Source organism: Polaromonas sp. CT11-55 (assembly GCF_047303325.1).
In the GTDB taxonomy this organism is placed as follows: domain Bacteria; phylum Pseudomonadota; class Gammaproteobacteria; order Burkholderiales; family Burkholderiaceae_C; genus Polaromonas.
The window spans coordinates 16,609-38,097 of the sequence record NZ_JBKBEX010000036.1 but is presented as its reverse complement, the minus strand read 5'-3'; the positions used below and the strand labels follow the sequence as shown (position 1 = coordinate 38,097).

At 65.6% G+C, this 21,489-nt stretch carries 18 protein-coding genes; 5 read left to right on the top strand and 13 right to left on the bottom strand.

The window, feature by feature from the left end:
* Window positions 1-183: 183 nt before the first annotated feature.
* From ACEN8I_RS22585 to ACEN8I_RS22575, 3 genes are all read left to right on the top strand, one after another.
* A complete protein-coding gene (locus ACEN8I_RS22585; RefSeq protein WP_413330875.1) occupies window positions 184-1,434 on the top strand; it encodes a methyltransferase in 1,251 nt (416 codons plus the stop codon).
* A 21-nt stretch (window positions 1,435-1,455) separates the two neighbouring features.
* The gene (locus ACEN8I_RS22580; protein WP_413330874.1) at window positions 1,456-2,472 is read left to right on the top strand and encodes a tRNA dihydrouridine synthase; all 1,017 of its coding nucleotides are present in this window, start codon (window positions 1,456-1,458) and stop codon (window positions 2,470-2,472) included.
* A 141-nt stretch (window positions 2,473-2,613) separates the two neighbouring features.
* Window positions 2,614-3,468 (top strand): PA4780 family RIO1-like protein kinase, encoded by an 855-nt coding sequence (locus ACEN8I_RS22575; protein WP_413330873.1) that lies wholly within the window; start codon window positions 2,614-2,616, stop codon window positions 3,466-3,468.
* Here ACEN8I_RS22575 and ACEN8I_RS22570 read toward each other — a convergent pair.
* Window positions 3,465-4,667, bottom strand: coding sequence for a multidrug effflux MFS transporter (locus ACEN8I_RS22570; RefSeq protein WP_413330872.1), 1,203 nt, complete (start codon window positions 4,665-4,667; stop codon window positions 3,465-3,467). The genes ACEN8I_RS22575 and ACEN8I_RS22570 overlap by 4 nt on opposite strands.
* Window positions 4,668-4,971: 304 nt before the next feature.
* Between ACEN8I_RS22570 and ACEN8I_RS22565 the strand changes: the two genes are divergently transcribed.
* Window positions 4,972-7,395, top strand: a complete 2,424-nt coding sequence (locus ACEN8I_RS22565) for a cellulase family glycosylhydrolase (protein WP_413330871.1) — start codon at window positions 4,972-4,974, stop codon at window positions 7,393-7,395.
* A gap of 10 nt (window positions 7,396-7,405) precedes the next feature.
* Here ACEN8I_RS22565 and ACEN8I_RS22560 read toward each other — a convergent pair whose 3' ends face one another.
* From ACEN8I_RS22560 to ACEN8I_RS22515, 10 genes are all read right to left on the bottom strand, one after another.
* Entirely contained in the window at window positions 7,406-9,013 is a 1,608-nt protein-coding gene (locus ACEN8I_RS22560) for a gamma-glutamyltransferase family protein (protein ID WP_413330870.1), read from the bottom strand.
* Window positions 9,014-9,047: 34 nt separating this feature from the next.
* On the bottom strand, window positions 9,048-9,920 hold the full coding sequence (locus ACEN8I_RS22555; protein ID WP_413330869.1) for an ABC transporter permease: 873 nt from the start codon (window positions 9,918-9,920) through the stop codon (window positions 9,048-9,050).
* 3 nt (window positions 9,921-9,923) lie between these two features.
* Window positions 9,924-10,865 (bottom strand): ABC transporter permease, encoded by a 942-nt coding sequence (locus ACEN8I_RS22550; RefSeq protein ID WP_413330868.1) that lies wholly within the window; start codon window positions 10,863-10,865, stop codon window positions 9,924-9,926.
* Between the two features lie 37 nt (window positions 10,866-10,902).
* Window positions 10,903-12,402 carry an ABC transporter substrate-binding protein gene (locus tag ACEN8I_RS22545; protein ID WP_413330867.1) on the bottom strand — a complete coding sequence of 500 codons (1,500 nt, stop codon included), beginning with the start codon at window positions 12,400-12,402 and terminating at the stop codon, window positions 10,903-10,905.
* Window positions 12,403-12,500: 98 nt separating this feature from the next.
* Entirely contained in the window at window positions 12,501-13,550 is a 1,050-nt protein-coding gene (locus ACEN8I_RS22540; protein ID WP_413330866.1) for an ABC transporter ATP-binding protein, read from the bottom strand.
* Entirely contained in the window at window positions 13,547-14,575 is a 1,029-nt protein-coding gene (locus ACEN8I_RS22535) for an ABC transporter ATP-binding protein (protein ID WP_413330865.1), read from the bottom strand. The genes ACEN8I_RS22540 and ACEN8I_RS22535 overlap by 4 nt, the downstream gene beginning before the upstream one ends.
* The gene (locus ACEN8I_RS22530) at window positions 14,572-15,291 is read right to left on the bottom strand and encodes a DUF1028 domain-containing protein (RefSeq protein WP_413330863.1); all 720 of its coding nucleotides are present in this window, start codon (window positions 15,289-15,291) and stop codon (window positions 14,572-14,574) included. Before ACEN8I_RS22530 ends, ACEN8I_RS22535 begins: the two co-directional genes overlap by 4 nt.
* Window positions 15,292-15,451: 160 nt before the next feature.
* Entirely contained in the window at window positions 15,452-16,411 is a 960-nt protein-coding gene (locus ACEN8I_RS22525) for a tripartite tricarboxylate transporter substrate binding protein (protein ID WP_413330862.1), read from the bottom strand.
* A gap of 53 nt (window positions 16,412-16,464) precedes the next feature.
* A complete protein-coding gene (gene argE / locus ACEN8I_RS22520; RefSeq protein WP_413330861.1) occupies window positions 16,465-17,685 on the bottom strand; it encodes an acetylornithine deacetylase in 1,221 nt (406 codons plus the stop codon).
* Between the two features lie 207 nt (window positions 17,686-17,892).
* Window positions 17,893-18,600, bottom strand: a complete 708-nt coding sequence (locus tag ACEN8I_RS22515; protein ID WP_413330859.1) for a hypothetical protein — start codon at window positions 18,598-18,600, stop codon at window positions 17,893-17,895.
* A gap of 267 nt (window positions 18,601-18,867) precedes the next feature.
* Between ACEN8I_RS22515 and ACEN8I_RS22510 the strand changes: the two genes are divergently transcribed.
* Complete coding sequence (locus tag ACEN8I_RS22510; protein WP_413330858.1) at window positions 18,868-19,377, top strand: DUF1993 domain-containing protein; 510 nt, start codon at window positions 18,868-18,870, stop codon at window positions 19,375-19,377.
* 43 nt (window positions 19,378-19,420) lie between these two features.
* Here ACEN8I_RS22510 and ACEN8I_RS22505 read toward each other — a convergent pair whose 3' ends face one another.
* Together ACEN8I_RS22505 and ACEN8I_RS22500 are read right to left on the bottom strand one after the other, a co-directional pair.
* Window positions 19,421-20,005, bottom strand: a complete 585-nt coding sequence (locus tag ACEN8I_RS22505) for a hypothetical protein (RefSeq protein WP_413330857.1) — start codon at window positions 20,003-20,005, stop codon at window positions 19,421-19,423.
* A 346-nt stretch (window positions 20,006-20,351) separates the two neighbouring features.
* Entirely contained in the window at window positions 20,352-21,407 is a 1,056-nt protein-coding gene (locus ACEN8I_RS22500) for a class I SAM-dependent methyltransferase (protein WP_413330856.1), read from the bottom strand.
* Window positions 21,408-21,489 lie beyond the last annotated feature (82 nt).

The window sequence follows — 21,489 nt, the reverse complement described above, 5'->3', positions numbered from 1 at the left end:
CTATTAATTTGATAGCTATTTTTCAAAGTGGGTATTGGGCTAGAGCCCGATTTGGCTTGTAAAAATCAGGTGGCGGCGCGGCGGGGGAGCCTGGCTAATCAGCCCTGCGTGAGGCGTTTGAAGGCCCATCTGTTAAAACAGTCGGTTCGCTTCGGCGCTTTTCGCTCTTTTGACGCCCCTCTGATGACCACGACCCCAACGACCTCCAGCCCAGCCACTGCCGGCGCTGCCCCCCTTATTCACTGGACAGAGGGCGGTGAAGCGCGTTCTGCGCGCTGGCGCTCCGAGCGGGGTGCGAACCCGCCCAAAAAGGTGGTGGTTGCCGACGACAGCATGGCAGCTGATACTGCTTACCGGCTGGCCTGCGAAGGCACGGGCCTGCTCTGGCGCGGTGACTTCCAGAATGCGCGTTTGCTGCTGCAGGCCCTGGCGCGGCGTGTCGACAAGCCCGCCAAACCCAAGCGCGAGAAGCGCGTTAAAGACATGAAACCCGGTGAAGCTGCCGCTGCACCGGTGGCTGCGGCGCCCGTTTTCCCCGAAGCCTTTCACCTGCACCGCCAGGCCCAGGCGCAGCGCGCCCGTGTGCTCGGCATGGTGTTGATCCCGTTTGACGCGGACTACAGCATTCCTCTGCGCCGCGCGCCGGACGCCAAGAAGGCTTGCTCCGAAGCGTGGGGAACGGCCAAAGAAGGAAACGGTTCTTCCGTGGCGTCGCTGCGTGAGCTGATGGGTTTCATCAGTTCGCACGAATGGCGGCGCAAGGGCGTACCCATCCCCGCTCTTGGCGAAGAAGGCCCGCACAACCGCATCCATCCGCATTACGGCGTTTTCTCGCCGGTGCGCGGCGAATACATCGATCTGGTGGCCCAGGCGCCCGTGCCCGAGGGTACTGACGACCTGCTGGGCTTTGATATCGGCACCGGCACCGGCGTGCTCGCCGCCGTGCTGGCGCTGCGCAGCGGCGTGCAGCGCGTGATTGCGACCGACCAGGACCCGCGCGCGCTGGCCTGCGCGCGTGACAACCTCAAACGGCTGGGCTTTCCGCAGATTGAAGTGCGTGAGGCCAACCTGTTTCCCGAAGGCAAGGCGCACATCATTGTTTGCAACCCGCCCTGGTTGCCCGCACGCCCCGGCTCACCGATCGAGCATGCTGTATATGACGAAGACAGCCGCATGCTGCTGGGCTTTCTGAATGGCCTGGCGGCGCACCTGGAGCCCAAGGGTGAGGGCTGGCTGATCCTGTCGGACATTGCCGAGCACCTGGGTCTGCGCACGCGCCCCTGGTTGCTCGCCGCGATAGACGCTGCCGGCCTCAAGGTGATCGATCGGCTGGACGCGCAGCCGCATCACCCCAAGGCTTCGGATGCCAGCGACGCGCTGCACGCGGCGCGCGCGGCGGAAGTCACTTCCTTGTGGCGATTGGCCGCCAAATAAGCCCTGGAGCTTTGGGGTGCGATGAACGCTGAAGCACGCGACACCGTCTTGCTGGCCCCCATGGAAGGGCTGCTGGACTTTGTGCTGCGTGACATCCTCACGCGGGTAGGCGGCATTGACCGCTGCGTCTCCGAATTCATCCGCATCACCGACCAGTTGCTGCCTGAGCGCGTGTTCTTGCGCATCGTGCCCGAGTTGCACCACGGCGGCCGCACGCTGGCCGGCGTGCCGGTGCGCGCGCAGCTGCTGGGCTCCGACCCGGGCTGCATGGCCGAGAACGCCGCGCGGCTTGCGGGCCTGGGGCCGGCCGGCATAGACCTCAACTTCGGCTGCCCGGCGGCCGTCGTCAACCGCCATGGCGGCGGGGCCTCGCTGCTCAGGGAACCCGAAACCCTGACGGCGGTGGTCGGTGCGGTGCGCCGCGCGGTGCCGGCGCACATGCCGGTATCGGCCAAGATGCGCCTGGGCTATGACGACGACACACGCGCTGTCGAATGCGCGCTGGCGATAGAAGCGGGTGGTGCGGGCGAGCTGGTGGTGCACGGCCGCACCAAGGCCCAGGCCTACAGGCCGCCGGCTTACTGGGAGCGTATTGCCGACATACGCGCCGCAGTGAAGATTCCGGTTGTGGCCAACGGCGAGATCTGGACGGTGGAGGACGCGCGGCGCTGCCGCGAGCTCTCAGGTTGCGACACGTTGATGATCGGACGCGGCGCGGTGCGCGACCCGGGCCTCGGCCTGGCGATCAAGGCGGACAGGCAGGGCATGCAGGCCGCCGTGGACTGGCCGGACTTGCTGCCGCTGGTCGCCGATTTCTGGCGCATCGTCTGCTCAAGGATTGAACCGCGCGCGCGGGCGGGGCGGCTCAAGCAGTGGCTGAATTTTTTGCGGCGGCGTTTCCCGGAAGCGGAAGCGGCTTACCAGGCGATCAAGACCGTCAATGACCCGGTGCTGGTGGAGGCCTGGCTGGCGCAGGCGCTGCGCAGTGGCGGCCTTGAACAGCCTGTAGCGCACCCGCGCGTGCCCGAAACGGCCTGAACCACAAGTCCGCCAATCCCGCACGGTGCCGTTTACACCGTGACCACTCAGTAACTGATCAAGCTTCGCCGCACGCGAGCCCGCCTGGCCAAACGGGTGGGCTTTTTTGGCGCTTCAGCGCCTGGGCGCAAAATGGCTTCCATGAAAACACCCAAGAGGCTGCAGTCGCTGCTCGAAGAAGGCCTGATCGATACCGTGGTACGGCAACTGATGAGCGGCAAGGAGGCCATGGTGTACGTGGTGCGCTGCGGCGACGATACGCGCTGCGCCAAGGTCTACAAGGACGCCACCGAGCGCAGTTTCCGCCAGGCGGTGGACTACACCGAAAACCGCAAGGTCAAGAACACGCGCCAGGCGCGCGCCATGGCCAAGGGCACGCGCTTCGGCCGGCAGGCGACCGAGGCCGCTTGGCAAAGCGCCGAGGTCGACGCGCTTTACCGGCTGGCCGCGGCCGGCGTGCGCGTGCCTAAACCGCATAATTTTTGCGACGGCGTGCTGCTGATGGAACTGGTGACCGACGAGCACGGCGACGCCGCGCCGCGTTTGAACGACGTGGAATTCACGCCCGAAGACGCGCGCCTGCACCACGCCACCTTGCTCACGGAAGTGGTGCGCATGTTGTGCGCTGGTGTCGTGCACGGCGATTTGTCGGAATTCAACATCCTGCTGGGCGTGACCGATGGGCAGCCCGGTCCAGTGATCATCGATTTGCCGCAGGCAGTGGACGCGGCCGGCAACAACCATGCGGGCCGCATGTTGCTGCGCGACGTGGCCAACCTGCGCGGCTTTTTCGGCTGCTTCGCGCCCGAGCTGTTGCAGACGGATTACGGCAGCGAGATCTGGGACCTCTACCAGCGCGGCGTGCTGCAGCCCGAGACGGTGCTGACCGGCCGCTTTGCGCACAAGACCGGGCCGGTCAACCTGGGCGCGGTGATGGGCGAGATTGACGACGCTCGCGCCGAGGAAGCGGCGCGCCGTCTGCGCATGCAGGCTTAACGAACTGGGGCAGGAGCGCCGCGCACACCGCCCAGCGTGCCGCGCGCCATCGCATAAGCCAGCAGCGCGCAGCCCGCAATGCCTGCCACCATGGGCAGGGCCGTGCCGTCGGCAAACACGCCGACCGTCGCCATCACCAGCGCGCCGGTCACGAACTGCAGGGTGCCCATCAGGGCCGAGGCCGTTCCGGCAATCGCGCCGTGCTCTTCGAGCGCGAGCACGGCGGTGGTCGGCACCACCAGGCCCAGGAAGCCGTAGCCCACCAGCAGCAGGGCAATCATCACGTCCAGCCGTTCAATGCCGGCCAGGTTGACGACCAGCAGCAGCGCCATCACGGCCGCATAGCCCGTGACCGCCACCTTCACGATGGGCACCAGGCCGAAGCGTGCCGCCAGTTTGCCGGTGAACTGCGAGACGCCGATGAAGGAGGCCGCGTTGACCGCGAATGCGATGCTGTACTGGCGCGGCGTGAGGCCGTAGTGGTCTATCAGCACAAAGGATGAGTTGGCCAGGTAGGCGAAGAAACTCGAGATGCCGAAAGCGCCTATGAACACCAGGCCCATGAAATGGCGGTCCCGCAGCAGCACGCCGTAGGCCTTGATCGCGCTGCCGAAGCTGCTGTGCACGCGCTGCTCGGGCGGGCGTGTCTCGGGCAGGGTGAAGCCCACCAGCAGCAGGCCGGCGGCGGCGGCCACGGTGACGGCCCAGAACACGCTGCGCCAGCCGAAGGACTCGATCAACAGGCTGCCGGCCAGCGGCGCCAGGATGGGCGAGACGCTGAAGACCAGCATCAGTAGCGACATCAGCCGCGCCGCGTCGTGGCCGGTGTGCAGGTCGCGCACCACGGCGCGCGGCACCACCATGCCGGCGCAGGCGCCCAGGCCCTGGACGAAGCGCAGCACCACCAGCGTGTGAATGTCCGGCGCCAGCGCGCAGCCTATGCTGCCCGCGGCAAACAGCAGCAGGCCGAAATACAGCGGCGCCTTGCGGCCCACCATGTCGGACACCGGGCCGTAAACAATCTGGCCTATGCCCAGCGAGATGAAGAAGGCCATCAGGCTGGCCTGCACCGCGCCCATGGAGGCGCCCAGCGTCTGCCCTATGGAGGGCAGAGCGGGCAAATACATGTCGATGGCGAAGGGGCCGATGGCGGACAGCAAACCCAGCACCAGGGCTGCCCGGTAGAAACTTTTGGTCATGAAAAAAGGAAGTGGATCAGGCCGCCTGTGCGTTAAAAAACCGAGGGCTTGGCCCTTGCACGAAAGCGGTTTTGTGAAAGCTGCCAGGACCGCTGCCGTGGCTGCAAAAAAATACCTGGCGCTATTGTCGCCGACCTCGGGCAGTCGCGCTGACGGGTGGCCCTGGATGTGGCCCAAGCGGGTGCCCTGTCAGGCCTGACAGGGCCGAACGGACCTGAAATGTAAGCAGCCCCTCAGTGCTGCGTCAAACTGTAATGAAGCGCTGAATTGGGCCTTAACCTGAACGCTTCAGGAAAGGATTTTCATGCAAAGACGCGAATTTTCACAGGCTGTCCTGGCCGCGGGCGCCCTTGCGGCCCTGGGCCCTCTCGCCGTGAGCCGCCAGGCGCAGGCTGCCGTGGCGCGCGCCGCGGCCGGCATGCCCGCCATGGGCACCAATCTCTCGGGCATGGAGTGGGCCAAGCCCGGCTTGCGGGCCAACACGAGTTCGGCGCCCAACCTGCATTTCACCGTGCCGCGCAAGGCCGATGTGGCCTACCTGGCGGCCTGCGGTTTCGTCAAGAACCGGTTGCCCATCCAGTGGGAGCTGCTGCAGCCCATGCTGCACGACACGTTGGCCAATGCGGCTGCCAAGGCGGCCATAGGCAACCCGGGCGCCTTCCACGCGGGCTATGAGGCCTTTATCACCGGCGTGCTTGACGCGCATGCTGCGGCAGGCACGCGTTGCATCATCGACAACCACAACTATGGCCGCTACCAGGATTTCCGCTTCCAGCCCGACGGCTCGGTTATAGGCCTGACCGTGCCGCCCGCTCCTTTGAGGCCCTACACGACCGACGGGGTGCAGATCCAGTCGCGAATTTTTTCGTTGGCGCCGGGCGCGACGCTCAAGATTGCGAACTTCACCGACTTCTGGACACGCGCGGCGACCAAGTGGAAGAACCACCCGGGTTTTGGCGGTTACGGCCTGATGAACGAGCCGCACGACATGCCCAAGCCCGGTGGCGTCATTGCATCGAACGAGGAAGCGGTGAAGGGCGGCGAAGACCTCACGATATGGCCCACCTTCGCGCAGGCCGCCATCCAGGCCATACGCGCCGTGGATACCGTCAATCCCATTTACGTGGCGGGCAACCTGTACGACTCGGCCATGTACATAGGCACCAAAAATCCCGGCTTTCCGTTGTCGGGCAGCAACCTGGTCTATGAAGTCCATATGTACCTGGACGCCTTCAGCAACGGCGCTTTTTTTGACTACGACACCGAGGTCGCCAAAAACTACAGCGCCGGTTTCGGCACGGGTGCCATCCAAGTCTCCACCGGCGCGGACCGCCTCAAGATCGCGGTCGACTGGGCCAAGGCCAAGGGTGTGAAGCTGGCGCTCACCGAGGTCGGCATGCCCATCGACGACCCGCGCTGGGAGGCCATGTTCGCGCAGGCGGCGGTCTATGCCGCGCAGTCGGGCTGCGAGGTCTTCACCTGGATGGGCGGCAACCACTGGCCCATCCGCAACTACGCCATCAACCACGTTCCCGGCTGGCACCAGAACAAGACACTGGAGCCGTCGGTCTCGGGCGTGCTCAAGGCCGCTTCGGGCATTGTGCAGGCGACGCTGTACGACGATGGACCGGGTTATGCGCCGGCGGGCACGCCGCTCACCATCACCGTCTATGCGCGCGGCAACCTGGCCCAGCCGGTGGTGCTCACGGTGGCCTCCAACAAGGGCGGCACACTGAGCAAGTCACGCCTGACGATTCCGGCCGGCGCCAACGGGCAGGACAGCTTCACCTACACGCCCGCGGCCAACCAGGTCGCCACGCTGAGCTACACCAGCGACGGGCAGCTCTCAGGCCAGGTGCCGCCGCCGCGCAAGGTGTTTTCGCTCACCGACCCCGTGGCCTATGCCGCGACCAGCCTCGCCGATGCCGCGCTGGCCATCGTCGCGAAGTACGGCGCCTGCAAGTGGGAGCTGACCGACGGCTACACCGACTACCTGCTGGGCGCGCCGGCCGCGGCCGGCCAGGTGGTGCGCGCCGTATCGGATTCGGGCTATGGCTCCAGCCCTGGCAATGCCATGGAGATGATCAACTGGATGAACAAGGACGGCGGCGCCACGGGGCCGATGTCGGTGCCGGTGATGCGCGTGACCAATGGCAAGAAGAACTCCGACCACAGCGTGCCCGAGTCCTTCGGCTTCTGGTGCAAAAAATCCGGCCGCGTGGCCGGCGTTCAACCCAACCCGCGCAACCGCGTGCCCTATAACCTCGAGGACGCGCATTTCGCCATCGCGGCCCTGAGCGTTCCGGCGGCTACCAACACCGGCGTGGTGTTCCAGGCCTCCAAGACGGAAGACCCGCAGACCTCGGAGCTGGGCTTTCTCAACGGCCAGCCGCGCGCCAGGTGGATTGACTCAAAAGGCCAGACGGTGCAGTTGCTGGCCCCAAGCAGGCTGGCGGTCAATACGCCTGCGGTGCTGGCGCTGGCATCGGTGGCGGGGGCGCAGAAGCTGCGCCTTAATTCCGCCGAAATCGGCAGCGCCGCCGCGACCTTCGCGCCCAGCGCCTTTACCCAGATGCTGATGGGCTGCGGGTATATCAGCTATTACCCGCGCGAAGGCTTCCGCGGCAATCTGTATGCCGTCATTGCGGGCAAGGGTGCGCCCACGCTGGCCGAGCTGGCGGTACTCGAGCAGTACCTGGGCAGCACGGCGGGCCTGGCGCTCAGGTAAGCGCCGGGCTTTACCAGGCCGCGATGGCACCATCCGCTCGCGGCTCAGTGCCGCCGCAAAGCACGCCGTCGGCATTGCGCCAGATGATCTGCCCGCGGCCGAAGCCCATGCGGTTGCCGGACCACACCACCTCATGGCCCAGGCCCGCGAGGCCGTGGAAAAGGTGTTCTGGCGTCGATCGTTCAATGCTCACGCGCTTGCCGCTTTCCCACTCCCAGCGCGGCGCGTCCAGCGAGGCCTGCGGGTTCAGGCCGAAGTCCACGGTGTTCATCACCATCTGCACATGGCCTTGCGGCTGCATGAAGCCGCCCATCACGCCGAAGGGGCCGACCGCTTTGCCGTCCTTGGTCAAAAAGCCGGGGATGATCGTGTGGTAAGGCCGCTTGCCCGGCGCCAGGCAGTTGGGGTGTTTGGCGTCCAGCGAAAAATTGTTGCCGCGGTTGTGCAGCGCGATGCCGGTGCCCGGCACCACCATGCCCGAGCCGAAGCCCATGTAGTTGCTCTGGATCAGCGAGACCATATTGCCTTCGCCGTCGGCCGTGCTCAGGTAGACCGTGCCGCCGCGCGAAGGCTCGCCCGGCATGGGCTGCAGGGCGCGCGCACCTATCAGCGCGCGGCGCTCGGCCGCATAGGCGTCCGACAGCAGATCGGCCACCGAGACACGCATGTGCGCCGGGTCCGCGATGTGCGCCAGGCCGTCGGCAAAAGCCAGCTTCATGGCCTCGATTTGCAGGTGGTGGGTGCGCAGGCTGTCGCGCTCGCTGAACTCAAAGCCCTTGAGGATGTTGAGCGCCACCAAGGCCACCAGGCCGTGGCCGTTGGGCGGGATTTCCCAGACATCGTAGCCGCGGTAGTTGGCGCTGATCGGGTCGCACCAGTCGACCTGGAAGGCGGCCAGGTCTTCCTTTGCCAGGTAACCGCCGGCCGACTGCACAAAGGCCGCGATGCGCTCAGCCAGCGGGCCGCGGTAAAAACTTTCGGCGGCCGTGTCGGCAATCGACTGCAGGGTGTCTGCATGCGCGGCGGAACGCCAGAGCTCGCCCGGTTGCGGCGCGCGTTCAGGTGCGAAGGTGTCGAACCAGGATTTGAAGTACGGTTCCTTGAATTTTTCACGGAACAGCGCCGTGGCCTGCCGCCAGGCGGACGCCACGGTGGGCGAGACCGGAAAACCCTCGCGTGCCAGGTCAATGGCGCTCGCCATTGAGGTGGTCAGCGGCAGGCGGCCGAAGCGCTGCGCCAGCGCGGCCCAGGCGGCCGGCGTGCCCGGCACGGTCACCGGCAGCGGACCGTACTTGGGCACGTGGGTCAGGCCCTGGCTGGTCAGTTTTTCGAGGGTCATGCCGCGCGGCGCCGGGCCGCTGGCGTTGAGGCCGTGCAGCTTGCCGCCGTGCCAGACCAGCGCGAAGGTATCGCCGCCTATGCCGTTGGCGTTGGGCTCGACCAAAGTGAGCGCGGTGGCCGTGGCGATCGCCGCGTCGATCGCGTTGCCGCCGGCCTGCAGCACCTGCAGGCCTGCCTGCGCGGCCAGCGGCTGCGAGGTGGCAACCATGCCTTTGTTGGCATAGACCACGTTGCGGCGGGAGGCGTAAGGGTAGTGGAGGGCGTCGAAAGTCGGCATGGTCAATGAGGAAGTGGGTGCCTTGCGGCGCGAATTATTTGTGCTTGGGGTCCAGCGCGTCGCGCAGTCCGTCCCCCAGCAAGTTAAAGGACAGCACCAGCAAAAAAATGGAAAGGCCCGGCCAGATCGCCATCCAAGGTGCATTGTCCACGTAATTCTTGGCGGTGTTAAGCATGCTGCCCCAGCTGGGCGCCGGCGGCTGCTGGCCCAGGCCCAGGAAGGACAGGCTGGCCTCGGCGATGATGGCCGCGGCAATTGCGAGCGAGGCCTGCACGATCAGCGGCGGCAGCACATTGGGCAGGATGTGGCGCAGCGCGATGCGCCAGTGCGGGTTGCCCACGGCGCGCGCCGCTTCGACAAAATCTTCCACCTTCATGGCCAGCACCTGGGCGCGCGTCAGGCGTATGAAGATGGGCGTGGCCGACACGCCGATGGCAATCATCGCGTTGCTCAGGCTCGGGCCCAGGAAGGCGGCCAGCGCGATGGCCAGGATCAAAAAGGGCACGGCCAGCATGGCGTCGGTAAAGCGCGAGATCAGGCTGTCCGTCCAGCCGCCTACGTAAGCCGCCAGCAGGCCTATGGGCACGCCCAGTGCCATTGATATGCTGACCGACACCAGGCCCGCCAGCAGCGAGGCACGCGCCCCCCACACCACGCGCGACAGCACGTCGCGGCCGATTTCGTCGGTGCCGAACAGGTATTGCATGCTGGGCGGCTTGCGCACCGCGCTCCAGCTGGTGGCGATAGGGTCGTGGGGCGCGATCCACGGTGCGAACAGCGCCAGCACCACAAAAATCACCACGATGGCCAGGCCCAGCATGGCGCCGCGCCGCCGCATCAGGCGGCGCAGCGCGCGGCGCGCCGGCGTGGCCTCGCGCGGAACGGCGGCGGAAAGGACTGCGCTCATGCCTTAGCCCCTCAACCGCGGGTTGACCACGAAGTAGGCCAGGTCGGCCAGCAGGTTGAGCAGGATGTAGACGCTGGAGGTGAACAGCACCACGCCCTGCACGACCGCGTAGTCGCGGTTGAACACCGCGTCCACGATCAGCTTGCCGAAACCGGGAATCGAAAACACCTGCTCGGTCAGCACCGCGCCCGACAGCAGCGTGCCGAACTCGAGCGCGCCCAGCGTGATGATGGGCGTGAGGGCGTTGCGCAGCGCGTGCTTGAGCACTACACGGCGCTCGTTCAAACCCTTGGCGCGCGCGGTGCGCACATAGTCGGCATTGAGCACCTGCAGCATGGCACTGCGCGTGTGGCGCATGAGAACGGCGGCAATCGCATTGCCCAGCACAAAAGCCGGCATGATCATGGCCGCCAGGTTGGCCCCGAGGTCCTCAAAAGGGCTGACGTAGCCCGAGGCCGGCAGCCAGCCCAGCTGCACCGAGAACACCAGGATCATCAAAATACCCAACCAGAAGTTGGGCGTGGACAGGCCCCACAGCGCGATGACATTGGCCAGGTAGTCCCAGGCCGAGTCCTTGCCCACGGCCGAGACAATGCCGGCCGGGATGCCAATGAGGAGCGCGATGACCATGGCCATGGCCGCCAGCTGCAGGGTGACCGGCAGCTTTTCCTTGATCAGGCCCAGCACCGGCTGCTGGATGCGCATGGATTCGCCGAGGTCACCGTGGAACACGCCGGAAATCCAGTAGGCGTAGCGCATGGGCAACGGCTCGTCGAGGTGCATCTTCTTTTGCAGGTAAGCGATCACCTCGGGGTCCTGGTTTTCGCCGGCCAGGACCGACGCGGCATCACCGGGCAGCAGTTGCTGCAGCCCGAAGATGATGACGGTGACGAAGAACACCGTCGGGATGATCGCGGCAAGCCGCCTGAGAAAGTACTGGAGCATAAAAGGTGATGGCTGCCTGCTTTATCTCGTTACGTCTTTACATCTTCAGGCCCTGGGGCCGCACCAGGCCGTCAGGCACGGTGCGCATGCCGGTGATCTTCTTGTTGTAGGCCCACAGCCAGTTGCGGTGGAACAGGTAAATCACGGGCTTGACCTTCTCGGCTTCGGCGGCCAGGGTGGCGAAAACCTTGATGCGGCCGGCGGTGTCCAGCGTGTTGCGCGAGCGGTTCAGCAACTCGTCCCATTGCGGCCGGCATTCGCCGCTGTAGTTCAGCGGCTGCTTGCAGCCGTAGAAGCTGAACAGGTTGCCATCCGGGTCGGCGCGGCCGCTCCAGGCCAGCACATAGGCGTCGTACTGGCCCTTGTCGGCCAGGTTCAGCGAGGTCGCGAATTCGGTGGACTGTATCTTCACGTCAAAGCCGGCCTCCTTGGCCATGGCCTGCACCACCTGGGCCACGCGCTGGGCATCGGACGTGGTGGGCGTCATCAGCGTGAAGCTGGGGTTGGGCACACCCGCTTCCTTCAGCAACTGTTTGGCGCGCGCGATGTCGCGCTTGGGAATGGGCACGTTCCTGGCGTAGAAGCTGTTGGCGGGCGGCACCCACTGGTTGCCCGGCGTGGCTTCGCCGTCCATCGCGACCTGCACGATGCCCGCGCGGTCCAGCGACAGCTCAAAGGCCTCGCGCACGCGCGGGTCGCGGCCCAGCGGGTTCTTTTGCGCCTGGTCGCTCTTGCCGGTATTGATGGTGATGCCCTGGTAGCCCAGCTCGGTAATGCGCGAGAAGGCCAGCTTTTTGTCGGCTTTGATGGAGGCGATGTCGGACGGCGCCACGCGCTCGATGAAGTCCAGCTGGCCGGAGCGCAGGTTGGCCAGGCGCACGGTGGCGTCCACGATGGGCAGGAACACGACCTTGTCGAAGTGGATGTTGGCCTTGTCCCAGTAGCCGGCATAGCGCTCCAGCACGATGCGGTCCTGCGCCACGCGCTCGGTGAACTTGAAGGGGCCCGAGCACACCGGTTTGGTGCCGAAGTTGGTGGGCGCGGCCTGCGCCGCCTTGGGCGAGACCATCATGCCGGCGCGGTCGGCCAGCACGCTGAGCAGCGGTGAGAAGGGCGCGCTCAGGTTGATCTTCACGGTCAGGTCGTCGACCACGTCCACCGTGGTCACGGGCGCGAGTTCGCCGCGGCGGTTCGAGCCCGCGAGGTTTTTGTGGCGGTCTATGTTGAACTTCACCGCGGCCGCGTCGAACTTCTCGCCGTCATGGAAGGTCACGCCGCTGCGCAGCTTCATGGTGAGCGACTTGTTGTCGGCCGACCACTGGTAGGAGGTGGCCAGCTGCGGCACGATGTTGAGTTTTTCATCGATGTCGACCAGTTTGTCGCACAGCGAGGAGAACACAATGCGGCTCACGAAGCTGCGCGCCAGCGTCGGGTCCAGCACGTCCGGGTCTTCGGCCAGGCCTATGCGCAGGGTTTGGGCCTGCGCCACGCAGGCGGTGGCGGCCAGCGCCAGGCTCAGCAGGATTTTCTTGCTCATGGTTGTTCCTTCACGGTTGTCGATTGGGGTTGTCGGTGGTGTGGGTGGCTGCCTTGCGCCGGGGATTGATGAGCCAGGGGTGAACATCATGGTCTCCATCAGGCCGCTTGCGCATGAAAAGCCGCCTGGAGCCGGAGCAGCCTCTCGTTCACGACGGCCCCGCCCGTGATGCCGGTCGGCGCCTTGATCTCTTCCCAGAAATGGCAGGCCACGGCGTGGCCGCCCTGGGAACGCAGCGCGGGCTCTTCCTCGGCGCAGCGCTCGCGCGCATGCGGGCAGCGCGTCCTGAAGCGGCAGCCCGAAGGCGGGGTGATGGGGTTGGGTACGTCGCCCTGCAGCAGCGTGCGCTCGCGCTTGAGGCCGGGTTCGGGTACCGGGATCGCCGACAGCAGGGCCTGCGTATACGGATGGCGCGGCTGCGCGAACAGGCTTTGCTTGTCGGCGTATTCGACGATCTGCCCGAGGTACATCACGGCCACGTGCGAGGCGATGTGTTTGACCACCGCGAGATCGTGCGCGATGAACACATAAGCCAGGCCCAGGCGCCGCTGCAGATCCTGCAGCAGGTTGACCACCTGCGCCTGGATGGACACGTCCAGCGCCGACACCGCCTCATCGCAGACGATGAGCCGCGGCTCGACCGCCAGCGCGCGCGCAATGCCTATGCGCTGGCGCTGCCCGCCGGAAAACTCATGCGGATAGCGCTGCAGGTATTGCGGCGCCAGGCCGACCAGGTCCAGCAGCTCGGCGGCGCGCTCGCGGTGCCGCCCGCGCGCCAGGCCGTGCAGGGCCAGCGGTTCGGCCAGGGCCTGCTCCACCGTCATGCGCGGGTTCAGCGAGGAATACGGGTCCTGGAAAATCATCTGCAGCTCGCGGCGCTTGGCGCGCAGGCGGCCGGCCGGCAGCGCCATCAGGTCCTCGCCGTCAAACCAGACCCGGCCCGAGGTCGCGTCCAGCAGCCGCAGCACGAGGCGGCCCACGGTGGACTTGCCGCAGCCCGACTCGCCCACCAGCGCCATGGTTTCGCCGGCGCTCAGCTCGAAGTTCAGCCCGTCGACCGCGTGCACGACCGCTTTGGAGCGGCTGAACAGGTGCGAGCGCACCGGGAAATGCTTGACCAGGTTTTCGACTTTCAGCAGCGTGCTCACGGCGTCACCTCGCTGGGCAGGGCATGCGTGGCGCGCCGGGTTGACGCGTCCGCTTCCAGCGGCGCGCGCCAGCAGGCGGCCTCGTGGCCCTCACCCACGTCCATCAAAGGCGGCACCTCCTGCAAACACTTGTCGACGGCGAAGGGGCAGCGCGGCGCGAAGCGGCAACCGTCCATGGGTGTCATGGGCGTGGGCACCTGGCCTTCGATGGCGTTGAGCCGCTCCTGCGCCAGGTGCAGTTTGGGGATGGAGCCCAGCAGCCCTATGGTGTAAGGGTGCTGCGGCTCGGCGAACAGCCGGGCCACGGGCGCGCGCTCCACGATCCTGCCGGAATACATCACGGCGACGTCGTCGGCCAGTTCGGCGATCACGCCCAGGTCGTGGGTGATCAGGATGATGGCGGTGCCGGTTTCCTCGCGCAGCGTGCGCATCAGGTCCAGCACCTGGGCCTGGATGGTGACGTCCAGCGCGGTGGTCGGCTCATCGGCAATCAGCAGCCGCGGCTCGCAGGCCAGGGCCATGGCGATCATTACGCGCTGGCGCATGCCGCCCGAGAGCTTGTGCGGGTATTCGTCGATGCGCTGCTCGGGCGAGGGGATGCGCACGCGGCGCAGCATGTCGATGGCGTGGGCCCTGGCTTCTGCCTCGCTGATGTCCCGGTGGCAGCGTATGCCCTCGATGAGCTGGTCGCCTATCGTGAAGGCGGGGTTCAGCGAGGTCATGGGCTCCTGGAAGATCATGGCCATGCGGTTGCCGCGCAGCGCGCGCATGGCTTCGGGCCCCAGCGTGGCCAGGTCGGTGCCTTCAAAGTGGATGGAGCCCGCCGAGATGCGGCCCTGGCCCTTGGGCAGCAGGCCCATGATGGACAGCGAGGTCACGCTCTTGCCGCAGCCCGACTCGCCGACGATGCCCAGCGTACGGCCGGATTCCACCGAAAAACTGATGCCGTCCACCGCGGCGAATTCACCGCCGCCTTCGAGCTTGAAGCTGGTGCGCAGGCCGCTGACTTCCAGCAAAGCCGTCATTCGGCGGCTCCGCTGCGCCGGGCGTGAAAGCGCGTGATCTCGGCCTCGATCACCGCGCGGTCGGTGACGCCTGCCGGGCTGCGCCGCGAGGGCAGGCAGGTGCTGAAGGGCTGGTAGCGCTCCAGGCTTTTGTCGTAAAGGCGGCGTAGTTCCTGCAGGGGTTCGGCGTGGTCGTCCACGCGTATGTCCAGCGCGCAGTAGTCTTCGGTGGTGAAGACCAGCAGGGCCGCGGCCTGCTTGCCGCGCTTGTCGCCGCCCGCGGCTTCACCGGCAGCGAGCGCGGTGATCAGTCGTTCGGCAAACGGCAGTCCGGCATTGGCCTCGTAGGCCAGGGCGGTGGCTTCAATCACCTGCGGCCCGGCCAGCATGTTGCCGGCGACCGAATAGCCAGCGCCGGCCCTGTGGCCGCACCAGTCTATGCAGGCGCTGCCGGTGTAGGCTGCGGCTTCGCCGCTTGCGCCTATCAGGTGCAGCTGGCGGTGCTCACGGCCTTCGTCGGCCGAGGTCAGGCGTTTGATGATGTAGTCGGGAGACTGGCCGAAGGCCAGGCCGTCCAGCGCCGGTGCGGCATACAGGGGGTTGACCAGCGCCTGCGTGGCCAGGGCGCCCACACCGCTGCGGGCGTGCGGGCACAGCGCGCCCACGGCAAAAAATTTGCTGGCAACCGCCACGCCAAACGCGCCCGATGAATCGCGCGCGATGAGGGACCATGTCATGTATCAGGCTTTCATCGCAACTGCGCCTTTGGTCAGGCGTCTCGTGCTCCCCGCAAACAAAAAGCCGCATGAAGCGACTTTCAAATAGCGAACGGATGACGCATTTATCATGCCACGCTTCGGCGGACTGTGCCTGTCACCCAGGGCGCCACTTCGCTGTCTATTCGACCTTTGCGCCTGAAGCCCTCACGACTTCCGCCATGCGTTTGTAGTCGACCGCCAGCAGCCTGGCGAAGTCGGCATTGCTCATGGCCAGCGGTTCAATCCCCTGCTTGTCCAGGCGTTCCAGCACCACCGGGTCCTTGAGGACCTTGGCCATGGCCGCGTTGACGCGGTTGATCTCGGCCGCCGGCGTGGCGGCGGGGCCCAGCAGCCCGAACCAGGAATCAAACTGGTAACCGGGCAGGCCGCTTTCGGCGATGGTGGGCACCTCGGGCAGATATTTGGAGCGTTTGGGCGAGGTCACGCCTATCAGGCGTATGCGGCTGTCCCTGGCGAATGCCAGCGCGCCTATGCTGGCTGCGATCACGGCCTGTGCGCGGCCCGAGATCACTTCGTTGATTGCCTCGCCCGTGGCCTTGAGCGGCACATGCACCACATCGATGCCGGCCAGGCCGTTGAAGTAGGCCATGGAAAGGTGGGTGGCGCTGCCAATGCCGGCGGTCGCGTAGTTGAGCTTGCCGGGGTTGGCCTTGGCATAGCGGATGTATTCGGCGGCGGTTTTGGCGGGCACGTCGGGATGGATCATCAGCACGTAGTCGGCCGTGCCTATGTGCGCCATGGGCGCGAAGTCTTTTTGCGGGTCGTAGCTAAGCTTGGTGTACAGCGAGCCGGCGATGTTGTGGCTGGCGGCGCCCAGCACCATGGTGCCGCTGTCGGGCGCCGACTTGGCGACATAGCCCGTGCCCACCGTGCCGCCCGCGCCCGGCCGGTTCTCGATGATGACTGTCTGGCCCAGCGCCGTACCCAGCTCGGTAGACATGGCGCGCGCCAGCAAGTCTTGCACGCCGCCCGCCGCGAAGGGCACCACGATGCGCACGATCTTGGTGTTGGACTGGGCGAGGGCGCTGCCCGTGGCCAGGGCCAGGCCGGTGCCCAGGAAATCTCGGCGTTGCATCATGAATGTTTTCTTTCGGTGAGGGGTGCTTGTGCTTGTTTTTGCGGGTCGGGTTTTCAGTTCACGCAGATCTCGTCGGCCAGGCGGCGCATAAAGCGTTCGCACCAGGCGAGCTGGTCCAGCGTGACCCATTCGTTGGGCTGGTGCGCCTGCGCGATGTGGCCGGGGCCGCATACGATGGTCGGCACACCGGCCTGGTGGAACAATGCAGCTTCCGTGCCAAAGGACACCTTGCCGGCGCCTGAAGCGGCATCCACGTCCGCGCATTGGAAGCACAGCTGCGCGATCTCGCTGCCGGCGTCCGTCGCGAAACCCGGCAGCACCGAGTTGAGCTTGTGGCTGATGCCGGTGTCTGCCGCCACGGCCTGCATGGCCGGCACCAGGCTGTCGGCAAAGGCCTTGGCTTCGTTGAACAGCTCGACCGGCGAATTCATGTGGTGGTGGCGGATCTCCCAGGTCACGTCGCAGTCGCGCGGGATGATGTTGAGCGCGGTGCCGCCGGCGATCACGCCGGTGTGTATGGTGGTGTGCGGCACGTCGTAGACAGGGTCGAAGGGGCCCTGTGCCACCAGGCGGCGGTGCATGGACTTGAGGTGGGCGACGAACTCGCAGGCGATCTCCACCGCGTTGACGCCCAGCGGTGTCAGCGAAGAATGCGCCTCGAAGCCGCGCACCGAGGTTTTGTAGGCATGCTTGCCCTTGTGCGCGATCACCACCTGCATGCCGGTGGGCTCGCCGACGATGCAGCCTGCGGGTTTGTAGCCTTGCTCCACCATGTCGGCGATCATGCGGCGCACGCCTATGCAGCCGACTTCCTCGTCGTAGCTGAAGGCCAGGTGCACCGGACGCTTGAGTTTGCGCTTGAGCAGCTCGGGCACCATCATGAGGGCGGTCGCGCCGTAGCTTTTCATGTCGGTCACGCCGCGGCCGTAGAGCTTGTCGCCTATGACCTGCGCGGCAAAGGGGTCGGTGTCCCAGGGCTGGCCGTCCACCGGCACCACGTCGGTATGGCCCGAGAGCACCAGGCCGCCTGTTTTGGTTTCGCCGTTTTCCGCGGGCAGCGTGGCCCAGAGGTTGGCTTTCTTGCCGCTGTCGTCATAAGTGCGGCGGCATTCGATACCCAGCGCTTCGAGCCGCGCCTGCGTCCAGTCCAGCAGGGGCAGGTTGCTGTCGCGCGAGACGGAGGCAAAGGACACCCATTTTTCAATCAGCGGCAGGGCGGCGAGGTCGGCGGCCTGGATGGACTGACGGGCGGAGCTGGGGAGGGGGGCGTTCATGGCAAGACCTTTAAAAGGACGGGCGGGGCGGCGGAAAATTGTATGACAGCATACTATTTTGCGGCGCGCCGCGCGCATGCGCCGTTCTGCCGTAGGGCGTGCGCCGGCCGAAATAAAAAAGCCGCCGGAATCCGAGGACTCCGGCGGCGCTGGTTGCCCGCAGGGTTGCGGGACGGGAAGTCAAGGGCTTAAGGAATGGCGGCAGCCTTACTTTCTTCCGCCGCCACCACCGCCGCCTCCTCCATTGCCGCCACCGTTTCCACCCGCATTGCCGCCGCCATTACCGGCGCCATTGCCATTGCCATTGCCTTTTCCGCCGCCATGGCCAGAGTCCTTGCCGGCGCCCAGCCCCTTGCCCGCGATGTCGGCTTTGGCGACGGTGTCTGTTTTGGCATGGTCGGTTTTCTTGCCGCTCTTGTCGGTGTGTGAAGCACTGACGACCGAGCCCAGCGTCACGCCCATGCCTTTGGCGATCTGCCCCCAGCCCAGGCCTTGGCTTCTTTGGCCCAGCACCCCGCCCAGCGCGGCCGAGAGCTGCGCCGGCGTCGGGTTGCTGATGCCTTGTTTTGCCAGCGAGGTTTTGGTGAGCGAGAGGGCGATGTTGATATTGCCGTAGCCCATCTTGCCCGTTGCGGGCGAAAGGCTGGCTGCAGGCGCCGTCGCGTTGGGGCCGGTCAGGCTGGGCCCCAGCGTGATGGGGGTGCTGGTGCGAAGTCCGTCGACCAGGGCGCGGGCATTTTCCGGGGAGCCGGCAAAGGCGCTGTAATTGGCCGCCAGCCGGGCGCCTTCGGGATTGCTTGCGGTGGCGCTTGTCGTGCCGGCCTTGGCTGTGGTTTGTGCCTGGAGCAGGCCGCCGCACAGCAGCGCGGCACTTCCGGCCGCCACGGCGATAAGGGTTTTGGGGAGGGTGAACATGATGGCTACCTCACGCTGACAGTGCCGGCCGCGGAATGCGGCCGTGGCTTTTTGATGTTAGGCCTTCCCGCATGAACGCAGCGCGTGTTGCGGTGGCGTCCTACGCGGTCATCAGCATAAAAGAGCAGGGCTGCGCTGAAATGTAAGAGTAGGCGCAAAACGTTGGGCGGAATTTGCGGGCCGCCTGCGCCCGTCACCGAAGCCGGCGAGAATGCGTCTCGCGGCATCGCGCCATCACTCTTCATTCCTCACAGAAAGCATTTCCCCATGACCAGCAGCATGTACACCACCTCCATTCCCGTCTTCAAGCAGATGCTGGGCGGCCTGAAGGGCGTCCTGGCCAAGGCCGAGGCCCACGCGGCCGCCAAAAACATAGACCCCAATGCGCTGCTGCAGGCGCGCCTCTATCCCGACATGTTCCCCCTGCTGCGCCAGGTGCAGGTGGCCAGCGACTTCGCCAAGGGCGTGTCGGCCCGGCTGGCCGGCGTCGAAGTGCCGAAGATCGAGGACAAGGAAACCACGTTTGCCGAGTTGCAGGCGCGCATAGACACCATATTGGCCTTTATCGAGGGGCTGGGCGCGGCGAAGTTCGACGATGCCGCCGTGCGCGAGATCGTCACGCAGGCCGGCACGCCCAAGGAAAAGCGCTTCACGGGCCAGTCCTACCTGCTCAACTACGGCCTGCCGCACTTTTTCTTCCACACCACCACGGCCTATGCCATCCTGCGCCACAACGGCGTGGAAGTGGGCAAGAAGGATTACATCGGCAGCTACTGAGCCGTGAGGAGCCCTGAGCCGCCGGCCGATGGGCCGTTGCGGCTCAGTGCCTGCGCAGGTTTTGCGGCTGCGTCTTGTCGTAGGTGCCGGCGGGATAGGCGGCATCCGCGCCGCGCACCAGCATGTCGGCATCGCGGATCGCGAAGATGTGCGCGATGTCCTGTTTGATATCGCCGCCCGCCGCCAAGGGGTGCGCCGTGGGGCTTTCCCATACATGACGCTCGGGCAGCGAGGTGTAGGGGCAGCTGTCGCCGCAGTCTATTTGCCACGAAATGCCGTACAGCCACTGATCGGCATGCGGCTCGAAGCGGGTGATGTCCACCATCAATGATTTCTGGAAGGCCAGCGCGTAGGTGAGCAGGCGTATGTCCCAGTGCTTGATGATGATGCGCAGGTACATGCCCTCGCCGCGGCTACGGCTGGACACCAGCAGCATCTGGCAGTCCAGCCACCCGGCCGGAATGCCGTGCCGGCGCATGGAGTCCTGCAGCAAGACCTGGATCAACTGGCGGCGCAAGGCATTGGCGGAGCCGTCCTCTATGGTGGAGGGGCCCTCATGCGCAGGCCTGGTGCTGGCGGGAGCTGGTTTTGTGTGGCCGCGCAGGCCGAATAGGTGCCGTATGTTCATGTTGCTTCCCCTTATCCCGCGCGGGCCGAAATCGTTGTGTTGTTCCATTTACTCGCGGGACTGGTAAATGTTACAAAGTGTTTTATATGCTCCTCTTATGGCCCTGACAAGTCAAGTTGACGATTCTTGAAAAGCGGAACTTTTTCATGAAATAGACTCAAAAAAATCCCCGGTTTTGTAGATTTAAGAATGAAAAAGCATGCGAGCTGCTTGAGTGCGACCCGAGCATGGAATATGTAAATATTTGTAATCAAATCTATAAGAGCAGAGAGCAGAGGTCCATGCCCTTGCCTGTTACCCGAGCCGGCAGGCGGTGTGTGAGTTGTCTGCCGCCGCTCAGTGCGGCTTAGGCCCGCACAAAGTACACAAAGGTGGTGCGTGGAAAAATGTGCCGGTACACAGGCCTGGCAATCGCCCGTGCCAGGTTTCTGGCCTGCAGCAGGCCCGAGGCGCTGTTGAACAGCCGGTAAAGGCTGGGCCGCAGCGGCTTGAGGCCAAACTCTTTTCCGAAGGCAACCAGCGAGTCGTGGCTGAAGGCGTTGATGTGCTCCAGCGGGGCGATCGGCATCTGGTCGCCGGCCGATAGTGCGCCGAAATTTTTCCCCTGGCCGATTTTTTTCAGCGCGGCCGCTGCATTGGGCACGCTGATCTTGATGACGCCATCGCCCGACAGCGCGTCGCGCAGCTTTTCGAGCACCTGCCGGGGTTCGGTCAGGTGTTCGAAGACCTGCTCGGTGTTGATGAAACGAAAGCGCCTGGGCGGCAGGTCGTCCAGGCCGACGACGCGCAAGCCCACGGACCTCCCATACTCGGCGCGCTCCCCGGAAAGCTCCACGCCCCAGACATTGCAGCCGAAGCCCATGGCCATCTTGGACCAGTGCGCCCAGCCAAAGCCGAAGTCCAGCGCATCCAGCTCGCCGGGCGGCAGCCCGAAGTACTGGATGATGAACTGCACCTGTTCGGCGAGGTAGCGGTATTCGTCCAGGCTGTAGTTGCGGTGTTCGCGCTCCAGTTCGGTCCCCGGCACCCAGTCGTTGTAGATCTCGCCCAGCAAGGCGTCGTCGGGCACCTGCTGCTGAAAGACCATGCCGCAGTCCTCGCAGCGGGCGAGGGTATAAACGCCCGCCTCGGCCGTCCGGGACGCATGGCCTTCATACTGCCTCTCCAGATAGGCCTGCATGCCGGGGCCGGTGTAAGGCTCCTGGTAGACCACGGCCAGCGAGCTTGAGAGGCAGGCGGGGCAGCAGGTCCTGGTTTTCAAGGACGATTCGCGCGGCACCGTGGCGCCTTTAAACGCGCGCGCCTGGTGCGGCGCCGGCAGGTCTTGCCTGCGGGATGGGGAAGCCGGTTCAACCGGCAGGCGCGGGAATTCCAGCGAGGGACTGGCAGGCATCATGTTCATGGGTGGGTTCCGAAGCGCCGCAACGCAGCAGTACCAACCACCTTAGCCGCCGGCGGGAAGCGTGCGGTAACCCGCTGTAATC